Source organism: Nitrogeniibacter mangrovi (genome assembly GCF_010983895.1).
In the GTDB taxonomy this organism is placed as follows: domain Bacteria; phylum Pseudomonadota; class Gammaproteobacteria; order Burkholderiales; family Rhodocyclaceae; genus Nitrogeniibacter; species Nitrogeniibacter mangrovi.
In genome coordinates this window covers 1,578,614-1,594,452 of the sequence record NZ_CP048836.1, presented here as the reverse complement: position 1 = coordinate 1,594,452, position 15,839 = coordinate 1,578,614, and the positions used below count along the sequence as shown (strand labels likewise).

At 69.6% G+C, this 15,839-nt stretch carries 15 protein-coding genes; 10 read left to right on the top strand and 5 right to left on the bottom strand.

Annotation, left to right across the window (positions count from 1 at the left end):
• The first annotated feature begins 8 nt into the window (after positions 1-8).
• The 3 genes from G3580_RS07335 to G3580_RS07325 all read left to right on the top strand — a co-directional run bounded on the left by G3580_RS07335 (position 9) and on the right by G3580_RS07325 (position 3,083).
• A complete protein-coding gene (locus tag G3580_RS07335; protein WP_173764637.1) occupies positions 9-542 on the top strand; it encodes a hypothetical protein in 534 nt (177 codons plus the stop codon).
• Positions 543-712: 170 nt separating this feature from the next.
• Positions 713-2,527, top strand: coding sequence for a DEAD/DEAH box helicase (locus G3580_RS07330; RefSeq protein ID WP_173764636.1), 1,815 nt, complete (start codon positions 713-715; stop codon positions 2,525-2,527).
• 88 nt (positions 2,528-2,615) lie between these two features.
• Entirely contained in the window at positions 2,616-3,083 is a 468-nt protein-coding gene (locus tag G3580_RS07325) for a DUF302 domain-containing protein (RefSeq protein WP_173764635.1), read from the top strand.
• A gap of 21 nt (positions 3,084-3,104) precedes the next feature.
• On the opposite strand, the gene G3580_RS07320 is transcribed toward G3580_RS07325, so the two are convergent.
• Positions 3,105-4,361 carry a methyltransferase gene (locus tag G3580_RS07320; protein ID WP_228720798.1) on the bottom strand — a complete coding sequence of 419 codons (1,257 nt, stop codon included), beginning with the start codon at positions 4,359-4,361 and terminating at the stop codon, positions 3,105-3,107.
• Between G3580_RS07320 and G3580_RS07315 the strand changes: the two genes are divergently transcribed.
• Genes G3580_RS07315 through G3580_RS07290 form a run of 6 tightly spaced genes read left to right on the top strand, consistent with a single transcriptional unit; the run spans position 4,347 to position 9,080 of the window.
• Positions 4,347-4,784 carry a thioredoxin family protein gene (locus tag G3580_RS07315; protein WP_228720797.1) on the top strand — a complete coding sequence of 146 codons (438 nt, stop codon included), beginning with the start codon at positions 4,347-4,349 and terminating at the stop codon, positions 4,782-4,784. The genes G3580_RS07320 and G3580_RS07315 overlap by 15 nt on opposite strands.
• 59 nt (positions 4,785-4,843) lie before the next feature.
• Positions 4,844-5,476 carry a GTP cyclohydrolase I FolE gene (folE, locus tag G3580_RS07310; protein WP_173764633.1) on the top strand — a complete coding sequence of 211 codons (633 nt, stop codon included), beginning with the start codon at positions 4,844-4,846 and terminating at the stop codon, positions 5,474-5,476.
• A 13-nt stretch (positions 5,477-5,489) separates the two neighbouring features.
• Positions 5,490-6,617: a DUF1615 domain-containing protein gene (locus tag G3580_RS07305; RefSeq protein ID WP_173764632.1), complete on the top strand. Its 1,128-nt coding sequence runs from the start codon at positions 5,490-5,492 to the stop codon at positions 6,615-6,617.
• Positions 6,614-7,519 carry a histone deacetylase family protein gene (locus tag G3580_RS07300; protein WP_173764631.1) on the top strand — a complete coding sequence of 302 codons (906 nt, stop codon included), beginning with the start codon at positions 6,614-6,616 and terminating at the stop codon, positions 7,517-7,519. The genes G3580_RS07305 and G3580_RS07300 overlap by 4 nt, the downstream gene beginning before the upstream one ends.
• Entirely contained in the window at positions 7,519-8,268 is a 750-nt protein-coding gene (locus G3580_RS07295; RefSeq protein ID WP_217424626.1) for an NYN domain-containing protein, read from the top strand. The genes G3580_RS07300 and G3580_RS07295 overlap by 1 nt, the downstream gene beginning before the upstream one ends.
• 2 nt (positions 8,269-8,270) lie before the next feature.
• A complete protein-coding gene (locus tag G3580_RS07290; protein WP_173764630.1) occupies positions 8,271-9,080 on the top strand; it encodes a DUF429 domain-containing protein in 810 nt (269 codons plus the stop codon).
• 19 nt (positions 9,081-9,099) lie between these two features.
• Here G3580_RS07290 and G3580_RS07285 read toward each other — a convergent pair whose 3' ends face one another.
• The 4 genes from G3580_RS07285 to G3580_RS07270 are packed head-to-tail and all read right to left on the bottom strand — an operon-like array spanning position 9,100 to position 14,088.
• Positions 9,100-11,178 (bottom strand): sensor histidine kinase, encoded by a 2,079-nt coding sequence (locus G3580_RS07285; protein WP_173764629.1) that lies wholly within the window; start codon positions 11,176-11,178, stop codon positions 9,100-9,102.
• Complete coding sequence (locus tag G3580_RS07280) at positions 11,171-11,629, bottom strand: hydrogenase maturation protease (RefSeq protein ID WP_173764628.1); 459 nt, start codon at positions 11,627-11,629, stop codon at positions 11,171-11,173. The genes G3580_RS07285 and G3580_RS07280 overlap by 8 nt, the downstream gene beginning before the upstream one ends.
• Complete coding sequence (locus G3580_RS07275; RefSeq protein ID WP_173764627.1) at positions 11,619-13,148, bottom strand: nickel-dependent hydrogenase large subunit; 1,530 nt, start codon at positions 13,146-13,148, stop codon at positions 11,619-11,621. Before G3580_RS07275 ends, G3580_RS07280 begins: the two co-directional genes overlap by 11 nt.
• A 1-nt stretch (position 13,149) precedes the next feature.
• Positions 13,150-14,088 carry an NADH-quinone oxidoreductase subunit B family protein gene (locus tag G3580_RS07270; protein WP_173764626.1) on the bottom strand — a complete coding sequence of 313 codons (939 nt, stop codon included), beginning with the start codon at positions 14,086-14,088 and terminating at the stop codon, positions 13,150-13,152.
• A gap of 191 nt (positions 14,089-14,279) precedes the next feature.
• Between G3580_RS07270 and G3580_RS07265 the strand changes: the two genes are divergently transcribed.
• The gene (locus tag G3580_RS07265) at positions 14,280-15,806 is read left to right on the top strand and encodes an NAD(P)H-hydrate dehydratase (protein WP_173768664.1); all 1,527 of its coding nucleotides are present in this window, start codon (positions 14,280-14,282) and stop codon (positions 15,804-15,806) included.
• Positions 15,807-15,839: the final 33 nt, after the last annotated feature.

Here is a 15,839-nt window from a genome sequence, read left to right as displayed (position 1 = left end):
AGGTGAGCATGCAGGTCATCATCTTCGACGCCGCGCGCCCAGGCGGCATACCGTTCATTGGCGCTTTGCAGCAATCCGCAAAACCCCACCAGATCCATACCGAAGCGCGAATACTCACAGGATCACGACCTCGTACAAACCCCCGTCATGTCTATTTGTTACCAATTCGCCTGGTGCCTTCGCTTGCCTTATTCGTCACGCAACCTAGAATACAGATGTCATTTAAAGGAACAATCATGCTGCATCGCATTATCACTGCAGCCGTGCTGGGTTGCGCCACCTGCAGCGGCGCCGCCAATGCCGCCATGCATGCCGACGCAAACCGACGCACGAGCCCTGCGTCAGCCCCCGCTGACGCCCCGATCATCGCCGACGCCGCGCCCAGAATCGCCTTCGACATTGCCGCTCCCGTACCGCACGGGGAACTCGCCCTGGCGCAGCCGGCGCCCACCCGCAGCACCGCCGACGACACGCCGGCGCAACCCGATGGCGACGCCCCCCCATCGGCGGCTACGGTCTCATCCTGGCGAGCCTTGGCCTGATGGGATTCATGTGCCGGCGATAGCCGCATGCCCCCGCGGCATTCGGTCACCGTCCGTCGCCAAATTTCGCTGCATTGCAAAAATGTCTTTGCTTTCCGTAACATCCGGGTGATACTTGCCGGTTCGCCACCCGTTTTCGGTGGCTCTCATCCGCACCGCAGGTTCCCCCCATGTCGCACACCCCCGCGCCCGGCATCACCTTTGCCGACCTCGCCCTTTCCGCCCCGGTCCTGAAGGCGCTGACCGATGTCGGCTACGAAACCCCGTCCCCGATTCAGGCCGAGTGTATCCCGCGCCTGCTGGCCGGTCGCGATCTGCTCGGCGAGGCCCAGACCGGCACCGGCAAGACCGCCGCCTTCGCCCTGCCGGCGCTCGAGCGCATCGACCTGAAGCAGCTCAAACCGCAGGTGCTGGTGCTGGCACCGACGCGGGAGTTGGCCATCCAGGTGGCCGAGGCCTTCCAGAAATACGCGCATCATCTGCGTGGCTTCCATGTGGTGCCGCTATACGGTGGCCAGAGCATGGTGGTGCAGCTGCGCCAGCTGGCACGCGGCGCCCATGTGATCGTGGGCACGCCGGGACGCATCATGGATCACCTGGAGCGCAAGTCGCTGGTGCTCGACGAGCTGCGCCTGCTGGTGCTCGACGAGGCCGACGAGATGCTGCGCATGGGCTTCATCGACGACGTGACCTGGATCCTCGAGCACACCCCGGACGCACGCCAGACCGCCCTGTTCTCGGCGACCATGCCGGCGGCCATCCGCAGCATCGCCCACCAGCACCTGCGCGAACCCGAAGAGGTCAAGATCAAGGCCGCCACCGCCACGGTGGCCGCCATTACCCAGCGCAGCCTCACGGTGCATGGCAACCGCAAGCTCGACGCCCTCACCCGCATCCTCGAGGCGGAGGAATCCCTCGACGCCGCGATCGTGTTCGTGCGTACCAAGGTCGCCACCGACGAGCTGGCCGAACGGCTGGAGGCGCGCGGTTTCGCCGCCGCCGCGCTCAACGGCGACATGACCCAGGGCATGCGCGAACGGGTGATCGCCCAGCTCAAGAGCGGCCAGCTCGACATCGTCGTGGCCACCGACGTGGCCGCCCGCGGCATCGACGTGCCGCGCGTGAGCCACGTGATCAACTACGACATCCCCTACGACACCGAGGCCTATGTGCACCGCATCGGCCGCACCGGCCGTGCCGGGCGCGAGGGCAACGCCATCCTCTTCGTCACCCCGCGCGAGACGCGCATGCTCAAGACCATCGAGCGCGCCACGCGGCAGAAGATCGAACCGCTGACCCTGCCCACCCGCAATGACGTGACCGCGCGTCGCGTAGCCCAGTTCAAGCAGCAGATCCTCGACGTGATCGAGACTGAAGAGCTGTTCTTCTTCAACGAGCTGGTCGGCCAACTGCGCGACGAACACCAGATCAAGCCGCACGTGATCGCCGGAGCGCTGGCCTACATCGCCCAGCGCGACAAGCCGCTCCAGCTCGACGAGGCCGCCTGGCCCGACATCCCCGACGCGAGCCGCCCGGCCCGGGCCCCGCGCGAGAACCGCGACGAGATCCTCACCAAGCGCCGCGCCTACAGCGACGGCAAGCTCGCGCGTTTTCGCATCGAGGTCGGCCGCATGCACGGCGTGACCCCGAAGGAGATCGTCGGCGCCATCGCCAACGAAGGCGGCATCGCGGGCAAGGACATCGGCCAGATCAACCTGTTCGAGGACCACAGCACCGTCGAGTTGCCGGGCAGTCTGGCCAACGAGGTGCTCCAGCGCCTGCAGCGCACCCGCGTGTGCCAGGTGCCGATCCGCATCCGTATCGATGGCGAGGGCGGTGCCCCCGAGCGCACGCCGGCACCACGCGGCAAATTTGCCCCCGGCGGCAAGCCGGCCTTCGCGAAGAAACCCAAAAGCAAGCCGGGCATGGACAAGCGCCCCCGCCCGGACGGCAAATTCGCAGGGAAGAAGAAAAAGCGCGACTGATCCGCATGGAGCCCGCAGGTGCTGGCACAATGCGGGCCACGAACAATCACCGAACCGGGACCGCACCCGGTCGTGGAGAGACGCCCCCATGCGCTTCATTCGCCTCCTCGCGCTGTGCCTGCTGGCCCTCGGTTGCACCCTGGCCCGCGCCGATGACGCCACCCGCCGGCTGCGCATCGCCGACGCCGACTACCAGATCGCGCTCGAATCGCTGCAGATCGCCATCGTCAACCAGGGCCTGAACATCGCCGCGCGCCAGCCCGCCGCCAAGGTGCTGCAGCGGACCGCCAAGGACCTCGGCCACCGGCCCGACCTGCTCCTCGACGGCGAAATCCTGTCCTTCTGCAGCATCCGCATCGGCGCCATGCTCGCCGCCGAAGATCCGCACAACATCGTCTATTGCCCGATGACGGTGGCGGTCTACCGCATCCCGCAGGATCCGACCGCGGTGTACCTGGCCTGGCGCCACCTGCCCGACGACACCCCCGGCCGGCGCGCCGCCAATGCGCTGCTGCAGAAGATCGTGGACGAGACCGCGGACAGTTCGGGCGAATAGCCGGGAGCCACCGGAGCGCGCTCAGCGGCGCGCGTCGATCAGCAGATTGCGCGGCGTCAGATGCCGCGGGCAGAACACGCCGACCCGGGTCTCGAAGCCGGCCGTCTCCAGTGCCAGCGCCAGATCCGCCACCAGCCACACCTCCAGTGCCCGGCGCAGGGCATGGCGCACCAGGGCGTCACGCGCCACCTCGTCCTGACGCCGCCACCCGGCTGCCTCCCAGTGGCGCCAGTCCAGGCCGTCGGGCAGCGTCACCCCCTCGCGCCCGGCCAGACGCCGGCAGAAGGCCTCGAAGCCCTCCCGCGCCCACGCCGGCGGAACCGGCTTGAAACTGCGGTAGGGCGTGCCCGTCAATGCCGCGCGCAAGGCCACGAAACCGAGCTTGAAAGCCTGCTCGCGCCGGCTGCGCGTCTGATCGCGGGCCGCCGCAGTCACGGTCTCGGTCACCGCCAGGCGCAGCGCACCTTCGTCCAGCCGCAGCGTCGCCTGCGCCGAGAGCGGCCGATAGACCTCGCCCGCCCAGCGGTAATAGCAACAGGGGGCGATGCTGTAGCCGCGGGCCGCATCGTCGGCGGCATGACGCACCAGGGTGCGATGCAACTCGCCACAGGCATGCAGCGCCACCACATGCCGGTCCGCCACGTGGAGGCGTGAGTCGGGCACCAGCGCATCCGCGCACACCGCCTGCTGATCGAGCCCCGCCCGCCGGGCCAGGGCCTCGCAGTGCGCGGCGAGCGCCGAATCGATCTCCAGGCTGCGCACCGGCACCGCCTCGGCCAGCGCCAGGCGCCGCCCCAGATGCCCTTTGCCGGCGCACCACTCGAGCACCGGCGCGCGGTCCGTGGTCACATGCTCGGCGAAGGCCTCGATCTGGGCCCGCTTGCGCCCCGGAATGCTCCAGTCGAAATGCGGCCCGGTCGGCGCCAGCATGCGCCGGGGCATCGCCGGCAGCGCCACCTGCATCGGCAAGTCTGCCAGCGCCGGCACCTGGGTGCCGAGCCAGGCCATGAGCGCATCCGGATCGGCCTCCAGCGCCGCCACCTGGGTGGCCCCGAGCGCATCGACGGCCGCCGCCAGCGCCGGGCGCTGGACACGCCAGGGCAGATCGCGGCCGCGGAACGGCTGCGGGCGCCACAGATCCTCGTGCGCGGCGAGCACGTCCTGAAGGGCGAGAAAGCGGTCGAGCAGCGGCATGGCGGCGCCACGATACGCCGCCCGCGCCGGCAAGGCGAGCCCCGTGAGCACATGGCGACGAACGGCCGGATGCGGTATAAGCAAGGCTTCGATTTACCGTCCTGCAACATGGCCACGCTCTACGACCTCGACACCCCGGCCGACGCCGCCGCCGCGCTCCAGCACGAGTGGCTGGTGGCCTGCCTGTGCGCCGACTGGTGCGGCACCTGCCGCGAATACCAGCCCGGCTTCGAGGCCATCGCCGAGCGCTTCCCCGAGGCCGGTTTCCTGTGGGTGGACATCGAGACCCACGCCGACTGGGCCGACGACGTGGACGTGGAGAACTTCCCCACCCTGTTCGTGATGCAGGGCGAGGCGATCCGCTTCTTCGGCACCATGCTGCCCTACCCCGCCCATCTGGAGCGCGCGCTCGAGAGCCTGTTCGCCCCGGGGGCGCATCACCTGCCGGTGGACGGCGCCGAAGACCTGCCCTCGCTGCGCGACCTGCTGCGCGCGCGCGCCGGCTGAACGGACGCCCGACCCGCCCTTTCCGGTACCATCGGCCTATCGATCCAGGGGGAGCACCCATGTCCGACGACTGCCATCAGCGCCCCGGCCCGCGCCGCGGGATCGGCATCGCCCGCGAGGGGGCATTCGATCCGGCCGCCTTCGAACGCGCGGTGGCCGACCTGCTGCGCGCCTGCGGCGTGCCCGCCGACGGCCCGCATACCGGCCGCACCGTCACCCGCGTGCGCGAGCTGTGGCAGCGGCGCCTGCTGGGCGGCTACGATCTCGACCCGGCCGAGGCGCTGGGCGACGGCTTCGACGACCCGCGCCGCGACATGGTGGTGATCCGCGGCATCGCGGTGCATGGGGTGTGCCCGCACCATCTGGTGCCCTTCCGCGGCGTCGCCCACGTGGCCTACCTGCCCGGCGGCCGCCTGCACGGCTTCGGCCGCATCGCGCGCATGGTGGACGCCATCGGCCACCGCTTCACCTACCAGGAATGGATGACCCGCGACATCGCCGACGCGCTGGTCATCCACGGCCATGCCGCCGGCGCCGCCTGCGTGATCGAGGCCGAACAGCTGTGTCTGCTGCTGGGCGAAGACCGGCGCGGCGACGAGCGCGTGGTCACCCAGGCCTTCTCCGGCAGCTTCGAGAACGATCCCCAGGCCCGCGCCGAATTCATGCGTGCCATCGGCCCCACCGCCCGCTAACCCCGTCACTGCGATGATCCACCACCTCCGCTCGCTGGCGGGCGCCGTGCTGATGGCGGGCGCACTCAGTGCCTGCCAGTCGGGTTACCTCTCGCTGCCCTCGCCGGAACTGCCCGGCCAGGCACCCGGCGCGCCGCGCTATGGCGCCCTCGCCCTGCTGCCGACCGGCATCGCCGACCGCGCCGGCTGGGCGCGGGAGATCGACACCGCCTTCAGCCATCTGCAGATCCCGGCCACCGCGAGCAACCTGTGCGCCGCCATGGCGATCATCGAACAGGAATCCACCTGGCAGGCGGACCCGGTGGTGCCGGGCCTGCCGCGCATCGTGAACACGGAAATCTACGGGCGCGCCGAGCGTTACCACATCCCCGCGCTGCTCGTGACCGCCGCGCTCAAGACCCACTCGCCGGACGGACGCAGCTACGAGCAGCGCATCGCCGCGCTGCGCACCGAGCGCCAGATGAACACCCTGTTCAACGACATGCTCTCGGAACTGCCCCTGGGCAAGACGCTGTTCTCCGGCTTCAACCCGATCCGCACCGGCGGCCCGATGCAGGTCAGCGTCCGCTTCGCCGAGGACGTGCTGCGCGAGCGCGGCTATCCCTACGAACGCACCGGCTCGGTACGCGACGAGGTGTTCACCCGTCGCGGCGGCCTGTACTTCGGCATCGCCAACCTGCTCGACTACCCGGCCCCCTACCCGCATCCGCGCTACCGCTTCGCCGACTTCAACGCCGGGCGCTACAGCAGCCGCAACGCCGGCTTCCAGACGGCAGTGGCCCGCCTCACCGGGCGCAAACTGGCCCCGGACGGCGACCTGCTGCGCTACGTCGGCGAACGCCCCAGCGATGCGCTCAGCCAGACCGAGGCGGCGGTGCGCGCCCTGGGCGATGCGCTCGGGCTCGACGACGGCCGGATCCGCGACGACCTCGAGGCAGAGAAATCGGCGGACTTCGCCGACACCCGCACCTACCAGCGGGTGTTCGCGCTCGCCGACCGGCGCTTCGGCGCCGTGCCCCGCCAGGCGATTCCCGACATCCTGCTCAAGAGCCCGAAGATCCGGCGCAAACTCACCACCCGCTGGTTCGCCCAGCGCGTCGAGAGCCGCTACGACACCTGCCTGCAGCGGGTGCCGAGATGAAGCTCTACTACGCCGACCACTTCGTGCTGCCGCTGCCGCCGGGCCACCGCTTCCCGATGGAGAAATACAGCCGCCTGCGCACCGGCCTGATGGACAGCGGCCTGTTCGCGCCGGAGGACTTCTGCGTGCCGGAGGCCGCCGACGACACCGCCCTGGGCCGCGCCCATGACGCGGACTACCTGCAGCGCATCTTCACCGGTGCCCTCGACAAGGACGCGCAGCGGCGCATCGGCTTTCCCTGGAGCCCGGCCATGGTGGAGCGCTCGCGCCGCTCCGCCGGCGCCACCCTGGCCGCCTGCCGCAGCGCGCTCGCGGACGGCTGCAGCGCCAATCTGGCCGGCGGCACCCATCACGCCGGGCGCGACTTCGGCTCCGGCTACTGCGTCTTCAACGATGCCGCGGTGGCTACGCTGGCCATGCGTGCCGAGGGCCGCGCCCGGCGCGTGGCGATCGTGGACTGCGACGTGCATCAGGGCGACGGCACCGCCCACATCCTCGGTGGCGATCCCGACACCTGGACCCTGAGCCTGCACGGGGCGAAGAACTTCCCCTTCCGCAAGATGCGCTCCCGCCGCGACGTGGCCCTGGCCGACGGCACCGGCGACGCGGAATACCTGTCGCTGCTCGCGCGCGAGCTGAGCGACATCTTCACGCACTTCATGCCCGATCTGGTCATCTACCTGGCCGGCGCCGACCCCCACGAGGGCGACCGCCTCGGCCGCCTCGCCCTCACCCACGACGGCCTCGGCCAGCGCGACCAACTGGTGCTCGAATCCTGCCGCCGCCACGGCGTGCCGGTGGCGATCACCATGGCCGGAGGTTATGGTCATGACATTGCTGATACCGTGGCGATCCACACCCAAACCATTTTGACGGCTGCCCGTCTGTTCAGGAGTTCCTGATGGAAAACGAACACCGCATTGCCCTGCTCATCGATGCCGACAACTGCCCGGCCGCCAAGATCGACGTGATCCTCGACGAGCTGGCCAAGTACGGCGTGGTCAACATCCGCCGCGCCTACGGCAACTGGAAGAGCATGGGCCTCAAGTCCTGGGAGGCGGTACTCCACGAGAACGCCATCCAGCCGGTGCAGCAGTTCGCCTACACCAAGGGCAAGAACGCCACCGACAGCGCCATGATCATCGACGCCATGGACCTGCTCTACACCCAGAAGCTGGACGGCTTCTGCCTCGCCTCCTCGGATTCGGACTTCACCCCGCTGGTCATGCGCATCCGCGCCAACGGCCTGCGGGTCTACGGCTTCGGCGAGAAGAAGACGCCCATGCCCTTCGTGAACGCCTGCTCGCGCTTCCTCTACCTGGAGAACCTGGTCGTCGAGCAGACCGCCGCCGACGACACCACGAGCCCCGTGCCCAAGCCCGAGAAGGCCAGCGCCAAGGCGCTGCGCGGCGACTCCCGGGTCACCAGCCTGCTGCGCAACGCGGTCGAGGCCTGCGCCGACGAGGACAACTGGGCCAGCCTCTCCTCGGTCGGCTCTCACATCAGCAACCAGACCTCCTTCGACCCACGCAACTACGGCTACAAGAAGCTCGGCGACCTGATCGAGGCCATTGGCCTGTTCGACACCGAACGGCGTGGCTCGCACCTGTATCTGCGCGACAAGCGCAAGAAGGGCAAGAACGGCGGCTGAGCATGCATCTGCTGGGGGTCGACTTCACCTCCGCGCCACGGCGGGCCAAGCCGATCACCGTGGCGCACGGGCGTCTCGACGGCGAGCGCGTGGTGCTCGAGGCGCTCGAAACCATCGCCGACTGGCCCGCCTTCGAAACCCTGCTGAGGCGCCCCGGGCCGTGGCTCGCGGCGCTGGATTTTCCCTTCTCCCTGCCCCGTGCCGGCATCACCGCCATGGGCTGGCCGTCGGCGCACTGGGCCGCGCTGGTGCGCCACGTGGCGGCCATGGACAAGCCCGCCTTTCGCGCCGCGCTCGATGCCGACCGCCAGCGCCGCCCCATGGGCGCCCGCTATCCGCACCGGCGCACCGACCGGCCCGCCGGCTCGCACAGCCCCATGAAGCTGGTCAATCCCCCAGTGGGCCTGATGTTCTTCGAGGGCGCGCCACGCCTGCTGGCGGCCGGGGTGCATGTGCCCGGCGTCCATGACGGCGATGCGCAGCGGGTCGCGGTGGAGGCCTACCCCGGTCTGCTGGCGCGCGCCGTGACACGGGCCTCGTACAAGAGCGACACCCGTGCCCGCCAGAGCCCGGAGCGTGCGCAAACACGCGGTCGGATCGTGACTGCCCTCGAAGCCGGAACCGCCCTCGCGGATCTGCCCCTGCGCCTGGAGGCCGCGCACCGGCAGGCGCTGCTGGCGGACGGCTCGGGGGATCTGCTCGATGCGACGCTGGCCCTCGTCCAGGCCGCCTGGTGCGCGCGGCGCCGGAGCGCGCGTTACGGCTGCCCGCCCGACGCCGACCCGCTCGAGGGCTGGATCGCAACCGTCTGACACCCCCGGCCTGCGGGGTTCAGGCCGTCTGGGCGTCGGCCACCATCTGCAGCGGCATCAGGACCTCGAACACCGTTCCGTGGCCATCTTCGCGATTGGCCGCGCGGATGCTGCCCTGATGCGCGAGCACGATCTGGCGGCAGATGGCCAGACCCAGCCCGGTGCCGCCGGCGCCGGTCTTGGTGCGCGAACTCTGGGCGAACTTGTCGAACACATGCTCGAGCTCATCGGCCGGGATGCCGGGCCCCTCATCCGCCACCTCCAGCCGGAACGCGGCCCGACCGTTGGCAAAGCGCGCGGTGTCGAGCGCCAGACGGATCGTCGAGCCGGCGGGCGAGAACTTGCTCGCGTTGCCCAGCAGGTTGAGCACGACCTGTGCGAAGCGGTCCGGGTCGATGCGCACCGGCTGGCCATGCAGCCCGTTGGACACTGCCAGCTGCTGGCGACGGCTGACCAGCAGGGCTTCCAGCGTCGCCGCCACCTCGCCGATCACCCCTTCCAGCACCGTCGGTCGCACGTCGAGGACGACCTTGCCGGCCTCGAACTTGGCCAGATTGAGCAGATCGTCCACCAGGCGAGTGAGCCGGGTGCCGCTGACGTGAATACGCTCGAAGTACCCCACGACCTTGTCCGCCTTGTCCGGATCCCGCGCCTTGCTTGCGCCCAGTTTCGAGAACGACATGATGGAATGCAGGGGGGTGCGCAGTTCGTGCGAGATGTTGGACAGGAACTCGGATTTCATCCGGTTGGCGTGCTCCGCCGCCTCCTTGGCGGCGATCAGATCCGCGGTCTGCTCATGCACCAGCTCCGACAAATGATCACGGTGACGACGCAACTCGTCTTCCATGTGGCGTCGTTTGGTCAGATCCTTCGCGACCCCCCGGTAACCGCAGAACACGCCGTCCGCGACCATGGGAATACCGTTGATGGCGTACCACTTGATGCCCTCGGCGGTGGCGATGCGGACTTCGAGATCACGGACCGGCTCGCGCCGCGCCATGAGCGCCACGCAGGTCTGCCAGACGCTGCTCTCGCGCTCCTCGGGCAGCGCCAGATCGATGGGCGTGCGCCCCTTGAACAGGGGCTCGAAATAGGGGTCGTTCTTTTCCACCGGCACGAAGGCCAGGGTGGCGTCGGTCTGCCAGGTGAGGCTGGTGGACATGGACGAATAGTCGCGAAAGCGCTGTTCGCTCTCCTCCAACGCCCGCTCGCGCTCGCGCAGACGGGTCACGTCGGTGGCGACGATCACCACCCCTTCGAGCTTGCCCGCGCCATCGTAGAGGGGAGTGCCACGCACCAGGAACACTTTGGCCGCCGCCACGCCCTCGGCGCGCCGCCCCCCCAGGCTCAGCTCAACCGCGAGCCCGCGCCGGGAGATGGTGGTACGAAACAGCAACAGGCCGTCGGGCACGGCGGACTGACCGGACTGCAGCTCGCGCTTGTCGGCCGCCGAGAGGAGCACATCGGCCGCCTCGCCGACCAGCGCGTCCTCCGCGCAGCGGAACAGCCGGCACGCGGCAGGGTTGAGTTGGGCGATGCGGCCGAAGCGGTCGAGCACGATCAGCGGACTGTCCATGGTGTCCATGACCCGCTGCACGAACAGGCCCAGGCGCTCCTGCTCGCGCCCGCGTGCCTGTAACTGGCGGGACCGGTCCGACAACTCCGAGATGATCTCGTCCATGGCGCGCGACACCGTGCTCACCTGCTCTTCGAGCGCGCGGTTGGCCTCGCGCAGGGCGGTGAGCTCGTCGGCGAGCCGCTGTCGCTCGCTGAACGCATCGTCCTGCGCCGTATCGATGGCGAGGAAGAAATCCTGGCCGATGCGTGCCACCGGCAATGCCGGCGGCAACGTCTCCGGATACTGCGCCCCGCAAATCCGTTCGTCGGATGCGTTCTGCCTGCAGGCGACGGTGCGCCAGCCGTTGAACGCACACGACGGCCGCAAGGCCACGTATTCGCCCTCGCGCCGGTCGATGAGCACCGTCTGCAGCGAGGTCTCGCCCGGCAGGGTCACATGCCCGCACCAGCGCCCATCGAACCCCTCGACCGGGCGCACCGAATCGATCGGCACGAGCACATAGGTGGCGGGACTAGCCATCGGCCATCCGCGCCAGAACCCGCGCGCACACGGCGGGCAGGGCCTCGCGCACCGGCGCGCTGAGACCGGGCGAAAACGGCTGCAGCCGTGCCATCTCCACCCCCACCACCTCGACCGCCGGCACCGCGTCGAGCCACAGTGGCAGTTGTGCCAGCCATTGCCCCAGACCGGCCCCGTGGCCGAGCACCGACGACTCCGCGGCCACGTCGTCGCCGCGCAAGCTGTGCACCGAACCGGGCGCGCCGAAACCGGACAAGGCGTCAACCACGATCACGCGCGCGCAGTGCTCGAAACACGACACCGCCGCCGGCCCCATGAAGGGGGCGTGGTGCAGGCGCACATGCGCTGGCAGCGCCGTCGCGGACAGGCGTTCCCACACCGCCTCGCCGAGGCCGTCGTCCCCATGCAGGGCGTTGCCGACGCACACGATGTGGATGGGCTCAGACGCCATACCGGATCGACTTCCCGGCGCCGGCGAAGTGCACGGTGCACACCAGACAGGGATCGTGCGAGCGCACGATGTGCCCCAGTTCGAGCGGATCGTCCGGATCGGCCAGCTCGAGGCCGATGACGCTCTGCTCCCAATGCCCGTGCCGGCCCGCGCCGTCCTTGGGCGAGGCGTTCCAGGCGGTGGGCGTGACGATCTGGTAGCGGCTGATCTTGCCGTCGGTCAGCTCGATCCAGTGCCCGAGCGTGCCGCGCGCGGCCTGCACCAGACCATGGCCGCGTCCCGACTGGAGTGCCGACTCGTCGGGCGGCAGGATATGCGGTGACCCAAGCAGAGGCGCCAGGGCATCGAGATGATGCTTCATCCACTTGAGCGCATGGGCGGTGCGGCGCAGGCGCGCAAACTGCCGCAACCAGGCGCTGCCGCCCCGGGTCGCCAGCAGATCGCGCATGAGCGCGTCGCCACCGGTGAGCAGCTCGGCCAGCGGGCCGGTCTCGACCACCCGGTCGCCGTAGCGCGGTGCCTTGGCCCAGGTGTAGCGGTCGTCGTCGGCGCTGTAGTCGGGCACCGTCTCGCCCTCGTAAGGGTGGCGGCCGCCCGGGTACGGGCGATACCAGGAGTGGCGCACCTCCTCGCTGACCAGGCGCTGGTCGAAAGGCTCGCAGTGCCCGGTCCCGCCATCGTAGAAACCTCCGGGCATGTAGCGTGCGTCGGCGCCGCCGCGCGGTGCATCGGCCTTGTGATAGGCCCCGCCGCTGATGAAGGCGTCGACGCCGCGCCCGATGCGGTCGATGCCGACGCTCTGGCAGAAGCGGGTCAGCAAGCCCAGCGCCGAGGCGCCCCCGTCGGCCGAGGCCAGCCAGGCATCGAAGCGATCGGCCGACTCGAGCGCCAGCCAGGTGTCCATGGATCCGCCGATGGCCACATCCTCGAACCATTCGATCGCGGCATCCACCATGCCGTGGCATTCGACCAGATCCTTGGCGGTGGCCGGGCGCGTCACCCCGCCGGGCACCATGTAGGACGAATGCGGCCACTGCCCGCCGAATAGCGCGACCACCCCCAGCACTTGCCGGGAGATACCCAGCGCCGAGCGCACGACCTTGCCCGTCATCGGCGCGAAGGCCCGCGTCACCTCGGCCGCCAGGGCGTGGTCGGCGTAGCGCGTGTGCAGAAAATCAGGGACAAAGAACAGGAAGGTCTGGCGGATGTCGCTCTGCACGTTCTCCGCCATGAGGCACAGGTTCCGGATCAGCGTCGCCTGCGGTGGCACCGCGAAGCCCCCGGCGGATTCGAGCGCCAGCGCGGCACAGTACAGATGGGCGGTTCCGCAGATGCCACAGACCCGGGGGGTGATGACGAGACCGTCCTTGGGCGCCCGACCGATCAGCAGTTGCTCGAAGCCGCGATACAGCGTGCCGATACAACGCGCGTCGACGATCCGCTTGTCCTCCAGATCCACCTCGAAGGCCAGATCACCCTCGACCCGGTTCAGATCCACATCGACGGTACGCAGGCTCATCCTAAGGCTCCATCTTGCGCAGGCGCACCCGCTCGGGCGCCGCCGCCTTGGCCAGATTCTTGTAGGCCATGTACTGGGCCCGCGCCACCCCGAGCGGCATCTTCACCGGCACATCGACGATCTTCTCGGTCTTGAACAGATCCGTTTCGGCAGGAAAGTTCGGTGCCGTGCATCCGAAGCATGGCACGCCGGCGCGGGTCTTGCTCGAGCGGCCGTTCCACAGGGTCGTGTTGCACACCGCCTGGGTGCTCGGTCCCTGGCAGCCGAGGTTGAAGTACATGCAGCCGCGCCCGCCAAGGGTGACATCCTCCATGTCGTATTCGTGATATTCATTGCGCGTGCAGCCCTGGTGCACCAGGGCACTGAAGAACTCGGCCGGGCGGTTGAGGCCGTCGAGCTCGAGGGGCAGATCGCGCGCGAGCAGGGCCAGGGTGCGCACGATGGTGTCCGGGTGGGCCGGACAGCCGGCCACGTTGATCACCGGCAGCCCGGCGCGCGAGCGCCACTCGAAGGGCAGCAGGCCTCCCTGGCGCTCGCGGTCGAACTGCAGCCCGAGGCTGTCGGTGGGGTTGTTGCCCGAAGCCGGAATGCCACCGAAGGCCGCACAGGTGCCCATCGCGACCACGACCCCGGCCTTGTCGGCCAGCGCGCGCACGATGTCCATCTTGGGCCGCTTGCGGAAGCTGTCGAACATGCCGGTACCGTGCGGGCCGGTGACGATGCTGCCTTCCACGCACAGGATGTCGAGGGACTGTTCGCCGGCCTCGATCGCGGCGATCAGGGCGGCCAGGTCGGCCCCGGGGCCACTGAGCGACGGGTGCCACAGCATGTCGATGCTGCCGTCGCGGATCAACTGCTCGATCGAGGGGTTCTCGGCACACAGCAACGCCATGGTCTCTCCGCTGCAGGCGCCTGTCTGGATCCACAACACACTTTTCATTCCAGTTCCTCCCTGACCCCTGCGCCGCCAAACGAAAAAAGCATCGCATTCGACCGGATCATCTATGGCTTACGGTATAGGACGAGAATTCTTGATGGCCACCACCGGCGGAAACGTCGACCCGATGCCCGTTGCACGACCGGTTCGAGCGTAAAATGTCGCCAACCCGATCCTTCGAGACCCGCCAGGCCATGCACAACTGCTGCCAGCCCATCTACCCCGTTGCCGGCATCCGCACCATCGAACATGCCGTCATGCCCACCGCACAGCCACCGCTCATGGAGCGCGCCGGCCGCGCCTCGGCCGAGGAGGCGGTGCGCCTCATGATCGACCGCCCGGGGCCCCTGCTGATCGCCTGCGGCCCCGGCAACAACGGCGGCGACGGCTTCGTGATGGCGCGCCATTTCATGCAGGCCGGCCGCGAAGTGGTGGTGGCCTTCGCCAGCAACCCCGACCAGTTGCCGGTGGATGCCCACAAAGCCTACACCGCGTGGACCGACGCGGGCGGACAAACCCTCTCCGACCTGCCGGCGCCGCCGCCGGGCGGCTGGGCGCTGGTGGTCGATGCCCTGTTCGGCATCGGGTTGCGCCGCCCGATCGAGGGGCGTTACGCGGACTGGATCCGCAGCCTCAACGCGCTGCCCGGCCCGCGCATGTCCATCGACGTGCCCAGCGGCCTGTGCGCCGACACCGGCCGCGTGCTCGGCATCGCCTTCGAAGCCACCCACACGGTCACCTTCATCGCCCTCAAACCCGGGCAACTCACTCTCGACGGACCGGATCACTGCGGCGAGATCGTCCTCAAGCGGCTCGACCTGGATGCCAACGGCCAGCTGCCTGCGCAAGGCTGGGAAGTGTGCACGAAGCTGTTCATGCACGCGCTGCACCCGCGCAAGCTCAACACCCACAAGGGCAATTTCGGCGACGCGGTCATCGTCGGCGGCGCGCCCGGCATGTGCGGTGCGGCGCTGCTCGCCGGTCGGGCGGCCCTGCGGGTCGGCGCCGGCCGGGTGTTCGTGGGGCTGCTCGACGATCGCGGGCCGGCGGTCGACCAGGTCCAGCCGGAGCTGATGATCCGCCGCGCCGAACACGCCCTGGCCGACGGCAACGCCATCGCCATCGGCCCCGGCCTGGGGCGCGACGCGGCCGCCAGCGCGCTGCTCGAACGCGCCCTGCACTCGAGCGCCACCCTGGTGCTCGACGCCGACGCGCTCAACCTGCTCGGCAGCGACCCGCGCCTGGCGCAGCAGGCCCGCGAGCGCGAAGCGCCGATGGTGCTCACGCCGCATCCGGGCGAAGCGGCGCGCCTGCTGGGCATCTCCACCGACGAGATCCAGGCCGACCGCCTGAAGTCGGCGCTGGCGCTGGCGCGTCACTTCGACAGCCACGTGGTGCTCAAGGGCTGCGGCAGCTTCATCGCGCGTCCGGACGGGCAGTGGCGCATCAACCGCACCGGCAATCCGGGCATGGCCTCGGCGGGCATGGGCGACGTGCTCACCGGCCTGCTCGGCGGCCTGCTGGCCCAAGGGCTGAACATGGACGACGCGGTCGCGGCCGGGGTGCATCTGCACGGCGCGGCGGCCGACCTGCTGCTGACCCGCGGCATCGGCCCGATCGGCATGGGGGCGGCCGAACTGCCCGACGCCGTGCGCCAGATTCTCAACCAGTGGGTTGCCACCCCGCATCCGCCCGGGCGCGGCGGCCCTGCGCACCCCTGAGACGCCCGCCGACCCCCTACCCGAACTGCATCG